Source organism: Bacillus sp. JS, from assembly GCF_000259365.1.
In the GTDB taxonomy this organism is placed as follows: domain Bacteria; phylum Bacillota; class Bacilli; order Bacillales; family Bacillaceae; genus Bacillus; species Bacillus stercoris.
Genome location: NC_017743.1, coordinates 1,281,573 through 1,298,689 on the forward strand (window position 1 = coordinate 1,281,573; position 17,117 = coordinate 1,298,689).

Sequence of the window (17,117 nt, forward strand, 5' to 3'; positions counted from 1 at the left end):
GACCGTGAAAAATTTCTCCCATCCCCTTTGTTGTCGTTAAGACATATGAAACCGCGCTTATCCCGGCGCGGTTTCTTTAGTATTAAATTTAGAACATACGTTTGGTTTTGGCGCAAAAAAACAGCCTCAAGCATATGCACGCCTGCGGCTATTTTTCACATGATTGATATTCATCAGAATAAGTGCTGAGAGACTTCCAAAACATTCCGTGTTTGGCCTCCACTTTGGCAACCTTTTTAGCAAACGCCAATTTTTTCATTTCTTTTTCTACCTCTTCAAGGCTCAGGTCATATACAAGAGCAATTTCCTTCGAGGCAACGAAGCGGAAATATTCAATAAAACATTCTAAAGGCGGTGTTTCCGACGGCTTCGGCTCGTCGCCAAGCATCTCAAATAAAATTTCTTCATATACATCATATGAGTAGCTGCCAGGAACTTTAAGCCCTTCATCCTCATGCTGCGTATTGAAAAACGTCAGTGTCGGATTAACAGAAACATCCATCTCAGCAGCAATTTTCATGTCACATTGAAGCGCCTTGACCGCGCTTTGAGAATGCAGATCTTTTTTAAATTCTTCAAGATCGAGACTTGTATTTTCAGCAATCTCCAAAAGCACATTTTCATCGGTGATGTTTTTCTTTGAAACAAATAGGCTCTCCTGCATATTTCTGAGAAATTGCATACCGGCTTTTCTTCCTTGCAATTCGGCTGCTTTAAAAGCGAGAGCAGCCATATAAGGTGATGAAAGCGGCTGATCTTGCTCGAACCAGAGATTGCCGTCACACGACATGCCTGAGCGGCTCGCGATCTTTTCCCATGCTTCTGCGAGAAGATGCTTTTTTCGCTTTTTATTTAAAGCGGTAAGGCTTGCGGAAGCGATAATGCGTAAGGTGAAAAAACGTCCGTATCTAATTTTCAGCTTTTTGATGACGGGCTCTAAGGACCAGCATTCAGGACATAAAGGGTCTACAAACATATAAATCTCAAGCGGTTTTTTTGGATGACCGTGGCAATGGGCGAAGTATAGCTCATGCTGATAGTTTGTCAAGATGATCGATCCTCCGCTTCTGTTTGATTCACCATATGCCTTGCTGTCAACTCCAGGCGGCCAAACAAAAACTCGCGAATTTCGCCCTCCAGCCCTACATGGTCCATTGCGTCCTTCATACAGCTGAGCCACGCATCAGCTCTCTCGTTTGTAATTGGAAAGGGAAGATGCCTTGCTCTGAGCATAGGATGGCCGTGTTCCTCAGTATAAAGAGGAGGCCCGCCTAAATACTGAGTTAAGAATTGCTTCTGTTTCCTGGCGGTTTCTGTCAAATCGCTCGGAAAAATCGGCTTCAGCAAAGGATGAGACGCGACACGCTCATAAAAAGTATCAACAAGTTGCGATAGAAGTTCCTCTCCAATCGCTTCATAAGGTGCGTTAAACGATTGTCCCATGTTGACTACTCCTTTAAATATGGCTAATAGGAATCATAAATCCTATTGCAAAAAGTAATTTTCTGTATTTCATTATTTCATCTAGGTTTATTTTAGCAACAAGGCATCATTTCTACAAACAAACTGCCTTTTTTGCGTATGATAACTCATTTCGGCTGACAGCCGGGGTTTGTATTTCATATCATATCACATAAAAATCAGGAATGCGTAAGATTTCACTTCGCAAAAAAACCAGAGGGGGAGCCCTCTGGTTACGCGTAATAAGCTGAAGTTATTTTTTTTACATAGTTTTGCGTTTCTTGGAAAGGAGGAATACCTCCGTACCGGTCAACATTCCCCGGTCCGGCGTTGTAAGCCGCTAATGCCATAGACACATTGCCGTCGTATTTATCCAACATTTGTTTTAAATATTTTGTTCCGCCCTCCACATTTTGCTGCGGATCAAGCGGGTTGGAAACGCCTAGTGAGCTTGCTGTTGATGGCATCAGCTGCATGAGGCCCATCGCACCTGCTCCGCTGACCGCTTTTGCATTAAAGCCTGATTCCTGCTTGATGATGGCACGAATCAGTTTTTCATCGACGCCATATTTATCAGCGGCTTTTTTAATCGCACTGTCAACGGAGAAGTCTCCCGAACTGATCTGATTTGCTTCATGTTTGTTTGAAGCTGAATCTGCAGCAGCTGTTTCGGTGTTTTCTGCCGCTTTTGTGATTGAACCTGAATTGCTGCTCGTATATGAGTTGAGCCCATACGCTGAAAGCAGTGACGGCGCTGTTGTATTCGCGCTGTTCAGCATGCTGAGCGGGCTTGGCGATGAAGAAGGTGCTGATTGCTGAGATGCCAGACCGTTTGTATATTGGCTGAGCAAAGAGCTGAAACTTGAAAGCGGGCTTTCCGTATTCTGAGTGTCCGAGCTGCTGCGTGCATTAGATATGGACTGTAGTGCCTGAAGCTGAAGTAAAGCTGCCCAATTCGTTACATTCACGATGTCATTCCACCTTATATAGACTTTCGTTTTTCTTCATAAAAACGCAGAATTTTATTTTTGGTTTCGCGCTGAGGAATGCTGAATTGCTGAAGCAGCTTCTCGAAGGCTTGTCTGCCCTCATGCCAATCCGCCGCCTCAAATTCAATTTCATAGTCCTCTTTATTTAAATATCGGCTGTGGTCTAAAACTATTAAGCCTTTTTCTGTTTCTTTTTCCGCTCGGTTTGTTGCTAAAGATCCAAAGTATCGAATGGCATCCGTATCGATCTGAAGCTTGTGCAGCTGGTCCTTCACAGGGCCCTCGGGAACTGAAAATGCTGCTAGATCTGATACCTCTGAAAGCTGCTGGTGCGTTTCCAGAAGCCCCACATCAGCCGGCTCTTTTAATGTAAGGACATACTTTCCGTTTTTTCTGCGGATGCGAAGCGCTGCATGTTTTTGTTTCAGCGCAAAGCTGTCTGTATCAAAATAATGATTCTTTTGATCTGTAAAATCTTTTTCTGTCAGCTGGAGTGCCGCTGTTATGTTTTTGAATTCTTGTTTGGTCAGCATATTTTTAAATTCGATTTCAATTTCTTGGGTCATGATACTCTTCCTTTCCGCCCTGAAAATCTTATTTTTACTATTATCTCTTTAGATGTTTGGTTTATCAATATCGAGCTTGATATGATAAAATGAATCTGAACTTTGTTTAAAAAGGAGAGCATTATGCAAAACAGAATCGAAATTTTGAACGCAACATTATCGGATGATCAGCTTCGCCTTGCCTGTCAGACAGAAGGAAACGAAGCGGAACGCAAGCCGTCAGGTCAAATGCTTGTTGATTCTGACCACTTTGCTTTTGTATACATAATTGAATTAGCTGATTCTTTTGAATATGTCATTATAAAGGAACATATATGGCCGGAATTGAAGCAGGCCCATGCACAAAAAATACCGGTCTTATTAGAGGCAGGAGACCAAACGATTGAACTGGCAGGCCTGCATGAGGAGCTGGAATATCTTTTAGAAAATATAAAAGATAACGCAAACTATGGAGAAGAGATGGAAGAAAAAGTGAAACGCGTGTTTTTATAGAAACTGGTTCGGAATTGGGGGATGTATGATGGATGACAAACAATGGGAGCGTTTTTTAGTGCCGTACCGCCAGGCTGTCGAAGAGTTGAAAGTGAAGCTCAAGGGGATCCGCACACTATATGAATACGAGGACGACCATTCACCGATCGAATTTGTGACCGGACGCGTCAAGCCTGTGGCAAGCATACTTGAAAAAGCGAGACGGAAAAGCATACCGCTGCATGAAATTGAAACCATGCAGGATATCGCTGGCCTTAGAATCATGTGCCAATTTGTCGATGACATCCAAATCGTAAAAGAGATGCTTTTTGCCAGAAAAGATTTCACCGTTGTGGATCAGAGGGATTATATTGCGGAACATAAAGAGAGCGGATACCGGTCTTATCATCTTGTTGTACTATATCCTTTGCAGACGGTGTCCGGTGAAAAGCATGTTCTCGTGGAAATACAGATCCGTACACTGGCGATGAATTTTTGGGCGACCATTGAGCATTCATTGAATTATAAATACAGCGGAAACATTCCTGAAAAAGTGAAACTAAGGCTTCAGCGCGCTTCTGAAGCGGCTTCCCGGCTTGATGAAGAGATGTCGGAGATCAGGGGTGAAGTACAGGAAGCTCAAGCTGCCTTTTCAAGAAAGAAAAAAGGAAGCGAGCAACAATAGGTAAAGGGGAAGAAGAGCATGAAATTTGCCGTATCATCAAAAGGAGATCAAGTTTCTGATACGCTGAAAAGCAAAATACAGGCGTATTTATTGGATTTTGATATGGAACTGGATGAAAATGAACCGGAAATCGTTATTTCAGTCGGAGGCGACGGAACGCTTTTGTATGCTTTTCACAGATACAGCGACCGCTTGGACAAAACAGCATTTGTCGGTGTTCACACAGGTCATCTGGGGTTTTATGCCGACTGGGTTCCTCATGAAATTGAAAAACTTGTTCTCGCCATTGCGAAAACGCCGTATCATACTGTCGAATATCCGCTTCTCGAAGTCATTGTGACCTATCACGAAAACGAGCGGGAAGAAAGATACTTAGCCTTGAATGAATGTACGATTAAAAGCATAGAAGGAAGCCTTGTTGCTGATGTGGAAATTAAGGGGCAGCTCTTTGAAACCTTCCGGGGCGACGGCCTCTGCCTGTCAACGCCATCAGGCAGCACAGCCTACAATAAGGCGCTGGGCGGAGCGATAATCCATCCGTCTATCAGGGCGATCCAGCTTGCGGAAATGGCATCTATTAATAACCGCGTGTTCCGTACGGTCGGATCACCTCTGCTTCTCCCATCCCATCATGATTGCATGATTAAGCCGAGAAACGAAGTTGACTTTCAAGTGACGATTGACCATTTAACCCTTCTTCATAAGGATGTGAAGTCGATCCGCTGCCAGGTTGCATCCGAAAAAGTGCGGTTTGCGAGATTCCGCCCGTTTCCATTTTGGAAAAGAGTCCAGGATTCGTTTATCGGAAAAGGTGAATAGAAAGAGGACGTATCGTGGAGCATTTTTATATCAGAAAGAACATTACTTCCGCAGAGGACGGGATGACTGTAAAAGAATATGCCGGTGAACTCGGGATTTCAAAACGTCTGCTGACCGATATTAAGTTTGGCGGGGGAGACCTGCTGATCAACGGCGAGCATGTGACGGTTAAAGCCATTTTGAAAGAGGGAGATCTTCTTATCGTGAAGTTTCCTGAGGAACAGGTGAGTGAGACGCTGCTGGCAGAGCCTGTTCCGCTCGATATTCTTTATGAGGATGAACATGTGCTTGTGATAAATAAGCAGCCGTATGTGTCGTCAATCCCTTCGAGAGAGCACCCCTCCGGCAGCATTGCCAATGGAATTATTCATCATTATCAAAAAAACGGAGTGAGGGCGACAGTTCATCTTGTCACCCGGCTAGACCGGGATACATCGGGAGTCATGCTTGTTGCCAAGCATCGATTTGCCCACTCCATTTTATCGTCAGCGCAAAAAAACGGACTCGTGAAACGCCGGTATGCAGCAGTGGTTCATGGGCGGATGGCGCAGATGGAGGGAACAGTCGATGCCCCGATCGGCAGACATCCTGACAGTATAATTGAACGGACGGTAACGCCAGACGGCCAGAAGGCTGTTACGCATTTTTATGTCACATGTGCACATGACGATATGAGCTCGGTGACGTTGCAGCTTGAGACTGGACGAACCCATCAAATTCGTGTTCATATGAGCTATCTCGGGCACCCGTTGTGCGGCGACACACTGTACGGCGGAACGAGACGGGACATTGGCCGGCAGGCTCTGCACAGCGAGCATCTTTCGTTTATCCATCCGCTGACACAGGAGAACATGACGTTTCATGCTTCATTGCCTCAGGATATGAGAAAACTGAAAAAAGGAGAGAATCATTGATTCTCTCCTTTTTTATATGGGACGAAATCTTGATTCGTCGTAAGGCAGGGAGCTTGGAACAGAGACGGTTTCTATTTCTGGAAAGCGAAAGCCTGTCAGTTTATTTCCGAACACGCAGCCTGTATCAATGTTGATGGTGCGATTAACCTTCTGAGGCTCTTTCACTGGTGTATGGCCGTATACCACCCAAGCCTTCCCGTTATAGGCTGCCGCCCAATCACGCCTGACGGGTCTGCCGTCCGGATATGTTTCACCTGTCACATCACCGTAAAGCACAAAGTCCTTCACTCTGCGGGTATATTTGCCAATATCGTCAGCTCTTATGCCAGCATGGGCGACAACCAATTCTCCATTATGTAAGATGTCGTAAAGCGGCGCTGTTTCGTACAGCTTCATAAACTGTTCGCTGACTGATTTTCTCTCATCCTTGGAAAGTTCCTCAAGCTCTGCCGCTGTTGTTTCGAGACCATGCATCACTTTTACCGGATTGCCTTTTAAGTAGCGGTACAGCTTATTGCAATGGTTTCCCGGGACATAACGTACAGCGCCTTTTTCGTAAGCGCTGGCTACAAATCGGATGACCTCTATCGATTTGGGCCCTCTGTCAGTTAAATCTCCGGCAAAAACAAGCACCCTGCCTTCTTCGTGGACAGGTACTCCATTTTTGATTGTATAACCAAGCTTTTGGATTAATGCAGTCATTTCGTCATAGCAGCCATGAATATCGCTGATGATATCGTAAGCCATGCGGTATCCTCCTTACCGATTGTTTTATTTATTATGAAGCAAAGTGTTGTGAGTCATCACAAGCTTTTATGTGCAAATTATAGAAGAAGAATCATTTTCTAAACAGGATTAAGACCTTATCACTTTATTTTTCATCATGACCCTTGTTAAAATCGCGTTATGTTTTTTAAAAATGAGGTTTTGTTCTTTGATTGAGAACTAGCATAACCCTGACTAAAAAAGGAGGTTCTGATTATGGCGCATACATCTGTCGCATCTTTAGTTGTTGTACTTATCGTTGCATTTTTGACACCCATCCTTTTGCATCGGTTTAAACTCAGCATCCCGGTTGTTGTTGCTGAAATCATTATGGGGCTGATTATTGGGAAAAGCGGCCTTAATTTAGTTGTGGAGGGTGACACCTGGCTCCAAACACTCTCTATGCTCGGATTTATCTTTTTAATGTTTTTAAGCGGGCTTGAAATTGATTTTTCATCTTTTGAGAAAGGGAAGAAAAAGCAGCTCCTGCCGAACGGCAAGGAAGCGCCTAATACGTTTGCTGCGGCATCTATTATTTTCGTCGGTATTTTTATTTTATCATTGCTGCTGTCCTATGGCTTCGTCTTGGCGGGTTTTATTCAAAATGCATTTTTGATGACCCTTATTATTTCAACGATTTCGTTAGGCGTTGTCGTTCCAACATTAAAAGAAGAACGGATCATGAATTCGAATATCGGGCAGATTATTTTGCTCGTTGCTGTTATTGCTGATTTGGCTACGATGATTCTTCTTGCTGTTTTTTCTTCTTTATACGGAGAGGACAGCGGAAACATGTGGCTCCTGATGATCCTGTTTGCGGCCGGAGTGGTGCTTTACTTTTTCGGCAGGGTCTTCAAACATCGCTCTTTTGTTCAATCCATGTCAAAAGGGACGATCCAGATTGGGACGCGTGCCATTTTTACGTTAATTATTGTACTCGTTGCCCTGTCTGAATCACTTGGGGCGGAAAATATTCTCGGCGCTTTCTTAGCGGGGGTTCTTGTTTCCCTGCTTTCGCCAAACAAAGAACTTGTTCAGCAGCTGGACTCATTCGGTTATGGGTTCTTAATACCGATTTTCTTCGTGATGGTCGGTGTGAAGCTTGATATTTGGACTCTTTTCCAGGATAAAACAATTTTAATCATGATCCCGCTTTTGCTTCTGGCGCTGTTAGTGAGCAAAATCATTCCTGTCATGTACCTAAAGAAGTGGTATGATAACCGAACCATTTTCGCGTCTGGTTTTCTGCTGACATCAACGCTTTCGCTCGTGATTGCAGCGGCAACAATCGGCCAGCAGCTTCACGTGATCAGCGCAAATATGTCAGGAGCGCTCATTTTAGTAGCTGTCATCGCAAGTATTTTTACGCCGATCTGTTTTAAAAAGTTGTACAAACGGGAAGAGCAGCCGGAGGAGAAAAAGACGATTACGTTCATCGGCGCCAACCAAATGACTTTGCCTGTCACTCTTGAATTGCCAGAGGAAGAGTATGACGTGCGTGTTGTGCACGTTTATCAAGAGAATGCAGAGGAAAAGCTGTCGGAATCAGTGTTTGCTGTTGAAACAATTTCTGACTATGAACACGAGACGCTTGAATCACTCGGCATTTTTGAAACGGATATCCTCGTTGTGGCGACCGGGAATGAAGATATGAATGCAGACATTGCATTACTTGCAAAAGAAAAAGGCACAGAAAGAGTCATTGCAAGCGTAGGATCACCGGAGCATGAAGCAGTTCTGAAGGAGCAGGGAATCAGCATCTTTTCTATTCTGCTGTCGACAAAAACGCTGCTTCGCGCTCTGATTGAAGCGCCTGGCGTCATGAAGCTGCTCACGAACCAGGAGTCTTCCCTGTATCAAATTAATATGGAGAACAGTAAATACGACGGTGTGATTTTACGGGAATTCCCTTTAACCGGCGACGTCATCTTTGTCAGGATTTTCAGAGGTGTAGACAGCATCGTTCCTCATGGGGATACAAGGCTGAAACTTGGAGACCGCTTAATTGTCACCGGATCTCGGGGATACGTAACGGATCTTAAGAAAACATTGGAAGGATAAATCTTGACCAAATAAGGATTCGTGTTAATATAGAGGTGCAGAACAATTCAATATGTATTCGTTTAACCACTAGGGGTGTCCTTCATAAGGGCTGAGATAAAAGTGTGACTTTTAGACCCTCATAACTTGAACAGGTTCAGACCTGCGTAGGGAAGTGGAGCGGTATTTGTGTTATTTTACTATGCCAATTCCAAACCACTTTTCCTTGCGGGAAAGTGGTTTTTTTATTTATCAGAGGGGGAATGATTTGTGAAGTTTTCAGAAGAATGCCGCAGCGCAGCCGCAGAATGGTGGGAAGGGAGCTTTGTCCATCCGTTCGTTCAAGGAATCGGTGACGGAACGCTTCCGACTGACCGTTTTAAATACTATGTGCTTCAGGATTCCTATTACTTAACGCATTTTGCAAAGGTGCAGTCATTTGGCGCTGCTTATGCGAAGGACCTTTATACAACAGGGCGGATGGCAAACCATGCCCAAGGTACATATGAGGCGGAAATGGCGCTTCATCGCGAGTTTGCCGAGCTGTTGGAAATCAGCGAGGAAGAGCGTAAGGCGTTTAAGCCGTCTCCTACGGCGTACTCTTATACATCCCATATGTATCGTTCTGTTTTGAGCGGGAATTTCGCAGAAATCTTAGCGGCCCTGCTGCCATGCTACTGGCTTTATTACGAGGTTGGTGAGAAATTGCTGCATTGCGATCCAGGGCATCCGATTTATCAAAAGTGGATTGGGACGTACGGCGGTGACTGGTTCAGACAACAGGTTGTGGAGCAAATCAACCGCTTTGATGAGCTGGCGGAAAACAGCACGGAGGAAGTGCGTGCCAAGATGAAAGAGAATTTTGTCATCTCCAGCTTCTATGAATATCAATTTTGGGGAATGGCCTATCGAAAAGAAGGCTGGTCTGACAGCGCCATAAAAGAGGTGGAGGAATGTGGAGCTTCACGCCATAACGGATGACAGCAAGCCGGTAGAAGAGCTAGCGAGAATCATCATTAAGATTCAGAATGAAGTTGATTTTATTCACATTCGGGAACGCTCAAAATCGGCGGCGGATATTTTGAAACTGCTCGAGCTTATTTTTGAAGGCGGTATAGATAAACGAAAACTGGTGATGAACGGGCGCGTGGATATTGCACTTTTTTCTACCATTCATCGCGTACAGCTGCCAAGCACCAGCTTTTCACCGAAGCAGGTCAGAGCCAGGTTTCCACACCTTCATATCGGGAGGTCGGTGCATTCACTGGAGGAAGCGGTTCAAGCAGAAAAGGAAGACGCGGACTACGTGCTATTCGGCCATGTGTTTGAAACGGATTGCAAAAAGGGCCTTGAAGGCAGAGGGGTGTCTTTGCTGTCAGATATCAAACAGCGGATTTCCATCCCGGTTATAGCCATCGGGGGGATGACACCAGAAAGGTTAAAAGACGTAAAACAAGCAGGGGCAGACGGCATCGCTGTCATGTCAGGAATTTTCTCTTCCGCTGAGCCCTTGGAAGCAGCCAGACGATATTCCCGCAAGCTAAAGGAGATGCGCTATGAAAAGGCATTATGATGCAGTGGTGATTGGAGGCGGAATTATCGGTTCCGCGATTGCTTATCATTTGGCAAAGGAAAACAAAAGCACCGCATTATTTGAAAGTGGAACAGTGGGCGGCAGAACGACAAGTGCCGCTGCCGGAATGCTGGGCGCCCATGCCGAATGCGAGGAACGTGACACGTTTTTTGATTTCTCCATGCACAGCCAGCGTCTGTACAAAGGTCTGGAAGAAGAGCTTTATGCATTATCCGGTGTGGACATCAGGCAGCATAACGGCGGTATGTTTAAGCTTGCATTTTCTGAAGAAGATGTGCTGAGGCTGAGACAGATGGACGATTTGGACTCTGTCACCTGGTATACAAAAGAAGAGGTTTTAGAAAAAGAGCCGCATGCGTCTGGTGACATCTTGGGTGCATCTTTTATCCAGGATGATGTGCATGTTGAGCCTTATTACGTTTGCAAGGCATATGCGAAAGCAGCGAAAGCGCTTGGGGCGGAGATTTTTGAGCATACGCCTGTCCTGCATGTCGAACGTGACGGTGAAGCTCTGTCCATCAAGACCCCGAGCGGAGATGTATGGGCTAATCATGTTGTCGTTGCCAGCGGGGTGTGGAGCGGGGTGTTTTTTAAACAGCTCGGGCTGAACAACACATTTTTTCCTGTAAAAGGGGAGTGCCTGTCCGTTTGGAATGATGATATCCCGCTGACAAAAACGCTTTATCATGACCATTGCTATATCGTACCGAGAAAAAGCGGCAGACTGGTTGTCGGCGCGACAATGAAGCCTGGGGACTGGAGTGAAACACCAGATCTTGGCGGATTGGAGTCGGTTATGAAAAAAGCGAAAACGATGCTGCCGGCTATACAAAATATGAAGGTGGATCGTTTTTGGGCGGGACTCCGGCCGGGAACAAATGATGGAAAACCGTACATCGGCAGACATCCTGAGGACAGCCGTATTTTATTTGCGGCGGGCCATTTCAGAAATGGGATCCTGCTTGCTCCCGCAACTGGCGCTTTGATCAGTGATCTCATCATGAATAAAGAGGTCAACCAAGACTGGCTGCACGCATTCCGAATTGATCGCAAGGAGGCGGTTCAGATATGATGCTACAGCTGAACGGTAAAGACGTGAAGTGGGAAAAAGACGCAGGTACAATACAAGACCTGCTGGCGTCTTATCAGCTCGAAAATAAAATCGTTATCGTGGAAAGAAATAAAGAAATAATCGGAAAAGAACGTTATCACGAGGTTGAGCTTTGTGATCGCGATGTCATTGAAATTGTCCATTTTGTAGGAGGCGGATGAGCATGTTAACAATTGGCGGAAAAACATTTCAATCAAGGTTGCTGCTGGGCACGGGGAAATACCCATCGTTTGAAACTCAAAAGGAAGCAGTAGCTGTTTCTGAGTCTGATATTTTAACATTTGCTGTGCGGAGAATGAACATCTTTGAAGCATCTCAGCCGAATTTTTTGGAACAGCTTGATTTATCCAAATATACGCTTCTGCCAAATACAGCGGGCGCCAGCACTGCTGAAGAAGCGGTTCGAATTGCAAGGCTGGCGAAAGCGTCAGGCCTTTGTGACATGATTAAAGTTGAGGTCATCGGATGCAGCCGTTCCTTGCTGCCTGACCCTGTTGAGACATTGAAAGCGTCTGAACAGCTTCTTGAAGAGGGCTTTATTGTGCTCCCGTACACGTCGGATGACGTTGTGCTGGCGAGAAAACTGGAAGAGCTTGGCGTTCATGCCATCATGCCGGGTGCATCTCCGATTGGATCGGGACAAGGAATCTTAAATCCTTTGAATCTGTCATTTATTATTGAACAGGCGAAAGTGCCTGTCATCGTGGATGCGGGGATCGGTTCGCCTAAAGATGCGGCATATGCAATGGAGCTTGGAGCGGATGGCGTGCTTCTCAATACGGCTGTATCAGGCGCAAACGATCCTGTGAAAATGGCTCGTGCCATGAAGCTCGCGGTGGAAGCAGGACGCCTTTCTTATGAGGCGGGCCGAATTCCGCTTAAGCAATACGGAACGGCAAGCAGTCCGGGAGAAGGTCTTCCTGTATGACGGACAGGTATTCCAGGCAGGAGCTATTTGCTCCGATCGGCCCATCCGGCCAGAAAAAATTGAAGGAAGCGCGCGCCGTGATTATCGGCGCCGGCGCACTCGGAACAGCAAGTGCAGAAATGCTGGTGAGGGCGGGAGTCGGCTCTGTGAAAATTGCCGACAGAGATTATGTGGAATGGAGCAACCTCCAGCGCCAGCAGCTTTATACAGAAGATGACGTCAAAAAAGAAATGCCGAAAGCAGCCGCTGCGGAGCATCGTCTCCGTTCGATTAACAGCGATGTCGATGTGACTGGCCTTGTCATGGATGTGACAGCGGAAAATGTCTTCGAGCTGATTAAGGGTGCTTCGATTATTGTGGATGCGGCTGATAATTTTGAAACCCGCCTGATCGTAAATGATGCTGCGGTCAAAGAAGGGATTCCTTTTCTTTACGGTGCCTGTGTAGGGAGCTACGGCCTCACCTTTACCGTGGTGCCGGGATCTACCCCTTGCCTGCATTGCTTGCTCGATACACTTCCGATTGGCGGAGCAACGTGTGACACAGCCGGCATCATCAGTCCGGCTGTTTTGCAGGTAGCAGTCTTTCAGGTAACAGATGCGCTGAAGCTGCTGGCGGGAGAAGAGTGCGAGCCGGTGCTGCGCTCATTTGACTTGTGGAAAAACGAGCGGTCAGAAGTGAGAGCGGCGAGTCTCAAACATGACGCCTGCCCAAGCTGCGGCACAAGGGATTTTCCGTTTTTGTCATATGAAAATCAAACAAAAGCGGCTGTATTGTGCGGCAGGAACACGGTGCAGATCAGATCATCCATTACAAAAGAAGCGGATCTTGAAGTGCTTGCCGGTCAGCTGAGACAGGCCGGGCTTGAAGTAGCCGCGAACCCGTATTTGATTTCCTGCCGATCGGATGATATGAAAATGGTGCTGTTCCGGGACGGCAGAGCTTTGATCCATGGAACGAATGATATTGCCCGGGCAAAATCCATTTATCATAAATGGATCGGGTAATAAAAGGAGTGTAGGTAATGAGTATATATAAAGCATTGACAATCGCCGGATCCGATTCAGGCGGCGGTGCAGGGATACAGGCAGATATTAAAACCTTTCAAGAGCTTGATGTATTCGGAATGTCTGCGATTACGGCGGTAACCGCTCAAAATACGCTTGGCGTCCATGGGGTGCATCCGCTGACTGTAGAGGCGCTGAGACAGCAAATTGATGCTGTTGCGGAGGATTTAAGACCGGACGCTATCAAAACGGGAATGCTCTGGAATGCCGACATGATTGAAGAAGTGGCGAGAAAAATTGACGAGTACGGATTCAATCGTGTAATTGTTGATCCGGTTATGATCGCAAAGGGCGGTGCATCCTTGCTGCATGATGAATCAGTTGCCACCTTAAAGGAATTGCTCATTCCAAGAAGCTACGCGATTACGCCAAATGTCCCGGAAGCAGAAACGCTGACAGGAATGACAATCAGCTCGCTGGATGACCGGAAAAAAGCAGCGGAGCAGCTCGTCAAGATGGGTGCGGAGCATGTCATTATCAAAGGCGGGCATCAGCCTGAGGACAATCACATTACTGACCTTCTTTTTGATGGCAGCATGTTTATGCAAATCACCCATCCTTATATTGATACGAAGCATACGCATGGCACGGGCTGCACCTTTGCTGCGGCTTTAACGGCCCAAACGGCTAAAGGAGACAGCATCCATCAGGCATTTGAGGTTGCGGCCAACTTTGTCCGCGAAGCGGTGGAAAATACGCTCGGCATCGGATCGGGACACGGGCCGACAAACCATTTCGCTTTTAAACGAAACAGCTTAAAAACAAGCCGTTGAGATCACCAGCTGATGGTGATCTCTTTCGCTTTGCTACGGTATGCGCTTTTCATCTGGACAAGGTTATGATATGATAGGAATTAAGATCAGGTACTAATACTATGTCTTTATTAAATATAGGAGGCTTTATACATATGAATTTTTCACTTGAAGGCCGCAACATTGTTGTGATGGGGGTAGCCAACAAACGCAGTATCGCGTGGGGCATTGCGCGCTCCTTGCATGAAGCGGGTGCACGTTTGATTTTCACATATGCAGGCGAACGCTTGGAGAAATCTGTTCATGAGCTTGCCGGAACGTTAGACCGCAACGATTCCATCATCCTTCCTTGCGATGTAACAAACGACGCAGAAATCGAAACTTGCTTCGCAAGCATTAAGGAGCAGGTCGGTGTAATCCACGGTATCGCGCATTGTATCGCGTTTGCCAACAAAGAAGAGCTTGTCGGCGAATACTTAAACACAAATCGTGATGGCTTCCTTTTGGCTCATAACATCAGCTCATATTCTCTGACTGCTGTTGTCAAAGCGGCACGTCCGATGATGACTGAAGGCGGAAGCATTGTCACTTTGACGTACCTTGGCGGAGAGCTTGTGATGCCAAATTACAACGTCATGGGTGTAGCGAAAGCTTCTCTTGATGCAAGTGTGAAATACTTAGCTGCTGACTTAGGAAAAGAAAATATCCGCGTTAACAGCATTTCTGCCGGTCCGATCAGAACATTATCTGCTAAAGGCATCAGCGACTTCAACTCCATTTTAAAAGATATCGAAGAACGTGCGCCGCTTCGCCGCACGACAACACCTGAAGAAGTGGGCGATACAGCTGCGTTCTTATTCAGCGATATGTCCCGCGGGATTACAGGTGAAAATCTTCACGTTGATTCAGGTTTCCATATCACTGCCCGCTAAGCAGGATCTATATCAGCAATCCCGAATAGGGATTGCTTTTTTATTTCTTCTGATTTTCAGCTTTCTGTCATATAGATAGAATATGACACAATCGGAGGGATGAAGATGTCTAATAAGAAAAGAAACGCGGATAAAAAACCGCTCATGTATATTGTTCAGCCGGATTATGCAGAAACCACAAGGTCATCCATGCAGGAGATTGTCATCAAAAGAAAGGCCGACAAACCCGCTCCTCCAAAAGCTGAGGAAAAGCCGGCTTACCATGAGAAGCAGCAGGAGGAAGTTGTGGCACAGGATGTCCTGCAAGCAGACCAAAAGCCTGCAGCCGAACCAGTGAGTCAGCAAACAGAAGAGGTGAGGGAGCCAGAGAACATAAAGAACCAGCCAGAGGAGAAAGCAGAGCCGCAGGCCGTAGAAGAACCCATCGAACACGAGCCCCCGAAAGCAGAAAAAAAGGAAGAGCCTGCACTTGAGGCCAGGAAGCCTGAGAAAGAACCGGAAGCTGTCCATAGTGCTGATAAAGCGGAGGAAAAAGCACCGCCGGCACGAAAAGTGAAAAAACCGATGAGCAAGATGACGATCCACGAAAAAATTGACTTTTTAACAAAGCTGCCTCATAACATGCCGAGAGCACTTTGTTTGATTGAAGCCAATGGAAGAACGTACAGAGGCGTGATTGTCGGAAGAAGGAATGATTCCGTCCTGCTTCGAACAACCGGAAACGGAGCCCCGACCGAGCTGGCAATCGATGATATTACCTCTTTGCACCCGCTCGGTTTTTAATGAAAATGAAAAGAAAAAAGCTGCCCGGCTGATGTTCCCGGGCAGCTTTTTTACATAGAGAAAAGCCTGCAGGCCTGCAAGCTTTTCCAGCTTATGATTAATGATGATGATGTGTACGATTGATTAATCGAGGATTTAAGCAGTTGACTGCGCAGAAGCAGTCTAAGTCTACTTCAATACAGTAGTTCGTTTTTTCAAGTCTGAACACTTCACAAACCGTATCTTTATCGGTGAAGTCCAAAATGTGTTTGTGTTCGTCAAATGCGATTAATAATGACAGAGTTGCGCAGCTGTCATGAACTTTTTCTACTCTGAAAAATACTGTATTAAAGCAAGGGCCGTTATCGAGTTCGCCGACATTTCCGAAAGCGACCAAAGGATTTGATTTTGATGTAAATAGCACGAAAGGCACTGTATCGCCTAGCGAATGGGTTGGTGACAAAAGCTTTGAATGGCAGCTTGTCGGGCAATCCTCTTCAACAGCGTTTTGCAGTTCTTCAATATTTTCTATTGCTTCACGCACGCAGCATGATGTTTTCTGGCTCATATTATCCCTCCTGCCTTATAAATTTGAGACTGGCGAAATGATGGAGAGTCAGCTGCCTCACGCTGGAAGCAGCTGAATGATTTACACCCGTAATAGAGTTTGGAAGGGGATTCCTCTTTACAAGTGTTTATCCATTGTGATGATGCTTTTTCTCTCTGTTAGGGGATGTTCTGTCAACTAGCTCTGGTGACAGGCACTGAATCGCACAGAAGCATCCGAGATCCACTTCTATGCAGAAATCCGTTTTTTCTAGCCCGAAGAAATCCGGGTCACAAGGGTGGCAAACACTTAAGGTATCGCCTTTAACATCGACCGGGCGTAGAATCGACAGGGTTGCACAGCAATCACATAATTTTTCAACGCGGAAGAAAATGGACTCAAAGCATTGCATATCATCCACAAATCCCCCCACGTTTCCGAATGTGGAGAACAATCCGCCTTTTTTATCAAACAAGAGAAACGGAATTGTGTCTTTACCTGCAATTGTCGGATTCAAAAGGTTTGTATAGCAGCCAGTCGGACACTGTTCCTCAACTGCCTCCTGCTCTGCTAAAATCTTTTCCACTGCATCGCATACACAGTTCTCATGCCGGCCATGGGTTTTTCCGCAGCTCATTGATTTCAGCTCCTTCTTTATAGGGTATTTGACTTTAGTCCTTAACAACATATGTACCCGTGCCCCACTTGGTGTGG

The 17,117-nt window shown here is 46.0% G+C and carries 21 protein-coding genes and 1 riboswitch; of the genes, 14 read left to right on the top strand and 7 right to left on the bottom strand.

The features are described 5' to 3' along the window. Positions 1-148: 148 nt before the first annotated feature. The 4 genes from spxH to MY9_RS06435 form a co-directional block, all read right to left on the bottom strand. Positions 149-1,048 carry a protease adaptor protein SpxH gene (spxH, locus tag MY9_RS06420; protein ID WP_041521296.1) on the bottom strand — a complete coding sequence of 300 codons (900 nt, stop codon included), beginning with the start codon at positions 1,046-1,048 and terminating at the stop codon, positions 149-151. Further along, complete coding sequence (locus tag MY9_RS06425) at positions 1,045-1,443, bottom strand: globin domain-containing protein (protein WP_003232928.1); 399 nt, start codon at positions 1,441-1,443, stop codon at positions 1,045-1,047. Before MY9_RS06425 ends, spxH begins: the two co-directional genes overlap by 4 nt. A gap of 251 nt (positions 1,444-1,694) precedes the next feature. Further along, positions 1,695-2,429 carry a bifunctional muramidase/murein lytic transglycosylase gene (gene cwlQ, locus MY9_RS06430; protein WP_041521297.1) on the bottom strand — a complete coding sequence of 245 codons (735 nt, stop codon included), beginning with the start codon at positions 2,427-2,429 and terminating at the stop codon, positions 1,695-1,697. 14 nt (positions 2,430-2,443) lie between these two features. Continuing rightward, positions 2,444-3,016 carry a CYTH domain-containing protein gene (locus MY9_RS06435; protein ID WP_014663539.1) on the bottom strand — a complete coding sequence of 191 codons (573 nt, stop codon included), beginning with the start codon at positions 3,014-3,016 and terminating at the stop codon, positions 2,444-2,446. 123 nt (positions 3,017-3,139) lie between these two features. On the opposite strand from MY9_RS06435, the gene MY9_RS06440 reads away from it, so the two are divergent. Genes MY9_RS06440 through MY9_RS06455 form a run of 4 tightly spaced genes read left to right on the top strand, consistent with a single transcriptional unit; the run spans position 3,140 to position 5,905 of the window. Beyond that, complete coding sequence (locus MY9_RS06440) at positions 3,140-3,508, top strand: hypothetical protein (RefSeq protein ID WP_014663540.1); 369 nt, start codon at positions 3,140-3,142, stop codon at positions 3,506-3,508. A gap of 28 nt (positions 3,509-3,536) precedes the next feature. Beyond that, a complete protein-coding gene (yjbM, locus tag MY9_RS06445) occupies positions 3,537-4,172 on the top strand; it encodes a GTP diphosphokinase (RefSeq protein WP_003245294.1) in 636 nt (211 codons plus the stop codon). 18 nt (positions 4,173-4,190) lie between these two features. Next, positions 4,191-4,991 carry an NAD kinase gene (locus MY9_RS06450; protein ID WP_003232918.1) on the top strand — a complete coding sequence of 267 codons (801 nt, stop codon included), beginning with the start codon at positions 4,191-4,193 and terminating at the stop codon, positions 4,989-4,991. Positions 4,992-5,005: 14 nt separating this feature from the next. After that, positions 5,006-5,905, top strand: coding sequence for an RluA family pseudouridine synthase (locus MY9_RS06455; RefSeq protein WP_014663541.1), 900 nt, complete (start codon positions 5,006-5,008; stop codon positions 5,903-5,905). A 12-nt stretch (positions 5,906-5,917) separates the two neighbouring features. Here MY9_RS06455 and prpE read toward each other — a convergent pair whose 3' ends face one another. Further along, entirely contained in the window at positions 5,918-6,652 is a 735-nt protein-coding gene (gene prpE, locus MY9_RS06460) for a bis(5'-nucleosyl)-tetraphosphatase PrpE (RefSeq protein ID WP_014663542.1), read from the bottom strand. 234 nt (positions 6,653-6,886) lie between these two features. Here prpE and MY9_RS06465 point away from each other — a divergent pair, with 234 nt between their 5' ends. The 10 genes from MY9_RS06465 (at position 6,887) to cotO (ending at position 15,877) form a co-directional block, all read left to right on the top strand. Beyond that, positions 6,887-8,731, top strand: coding sequence for a monovalent cation:proton antiporter family protein (locus MY9_RS06465; RefSeq protein ID WP_014663543.1), 1,845 nt, complete (start codon positions 6,887-6,889; stop codon positions 8,729-8,731). A gap of 61 nt (positions 8,732-8,792) precedes the next feature. Beyond that, positions 8,793-8,901: riboswitch (TPP riboswitch) on the top strand. Positions 8,902-8,980: 79 nt separating this feature from the next. Next, complete coding sequence (gene tenA, locus MY9_RS06470) at positions 8,981-9,691, top strand: thiaminase II (RefSeq protein ID WP_014663544.1); 711 nt, start codon at positions 8,981-8,983, stop codon at positions 9,689-9,691. Next, positions 9,666-10,283, top strand: a complete 618-nt coding sequence (tenI, locus tag MY9_RS06475; RefSeq protein ID WP_014663545.1) for a thiazole tautomerase TenI — start codon at positions 9,666-9,668, stop codon at positions 10,281-10,283. The genes tenA and tenI overlap by 26 nt, the downstream gene beginning before the upstream one ends. Further along, a complete protein-coding gene (thiO, locus tag MY9_RS06480) occupies positions 10,267-11,376 on the top strand; it encodes a glycine oxidase ThiO (protein WP_014663546.1) in 1,110 nt (369 codons plus the stop codon). Before tenI ends, thiO begins: the two co-directional genes overlap by 17 nt. Beyond that, positions 11,376-11,576, top strand: a complete 201-nt coding sequence (thiS, locus tag MY9_RS06485) for a sulfur carrier protein ThiS (protein ID WP_015252345.1) — start codon at positions 11,376-11,378, stop codon at positions 11,574-11,576. The genes thiO and thiS overlap by 1 nt, the downstream gene beginning before the upstream one ends. Then, positions 11,573-12,343, top strand: a complete 771-nt coding sequence (thiG, locus tag MY9_RS06490; RefSeq protein WP_014663548.1) for a thiazole synthase — start codon at positions 11,573-11,575, stop codon at positions 12,341-12,343. Before thiS ends, thiG begins: the two co-directional genes overlap by 4 nt. Then, complete coding sequence (gene thiF, locus MY9_RS06495; protein WP_014663549.1) at positions 12,340-13,350, top strand: thiazole biosynthesis adenylyltransferase ThiF; 1,011 nt, start codon at positions 12,340-12,342, stop codon at positions 13,348-13,350. The genes thiG and thiF overlap by 4 nt, the downstream gene beginning before the upstream one ends. Positions 13,351-13,367: 17 nt before the next feature. Further along, the gene (gene thiD / locus MY9_RS06500) at positions 13,368-14,183 is read left to right on the top strand and encodes a bifunctional hydroxymethylpyrimidine kinase/phosphomethylpyrimidine kinase (protein WP_014663550.1); all 816 of its coding nucleotides are present in this window, start codon (positions 13,368-13,370) and stop codon (positions 14,181-14,183) included. Positions 14,184-14,317: 134 nt separating this feature from the next. Continuing rightward, positions 14,318-15,094 (top strand): enoyl-ACP reductase FabI, encoded by a 777-nt coding sequence (fabI, locus tag MY9_RS06505; RefSeq protein ID WP_003232896.1) that lies wholly within the window; start codon positions 14,318-14,320, stop codon positions 15,092-15,094. A 99-nt stretch (positions 15,095-15,193) separates the two neighbouring features. Next, positions 15,194-15,877 (top strand): spore coat protein CotO, encoded by a 684-nt coding sequence (cotO, locus tag MY9_RS06510; RefSeq protein WP_014663551.1) that lies wholly within the window; start codon positions 15,194-15,196, stop codon positions 15,875-15,877. 97 nt (positions 15,878-15,974) lie between these two features. Here the strand turns inward: cotO and cotZ are convergent, their stop codons facing one another. Then, complete coding sequence (gene cotZ, locus MY9_RS06515) at positions 15,975-16,424, bottom strand: spore coat protein CotZ (protein WP_014663552.1); 450 nt, start codon at positions 16,422-16,424, stop codon at positions 15,975-15,977. Between the two features lie 127 nt (positions 16,425-16,551). Beyond that, complete coding sequence (cotY, locus tag MY9_RS06520) at positions 16,552-17,040, bottom strand: spore coat protein CotY (RefSeq protein WP_014663553.1); 489 nt, start codon at positions 17,038-17,040, stop codon at positions 16,552-16,554. Between the last annotated feature and the right edge of the window lie 77 nt (positions 17,041-17,117).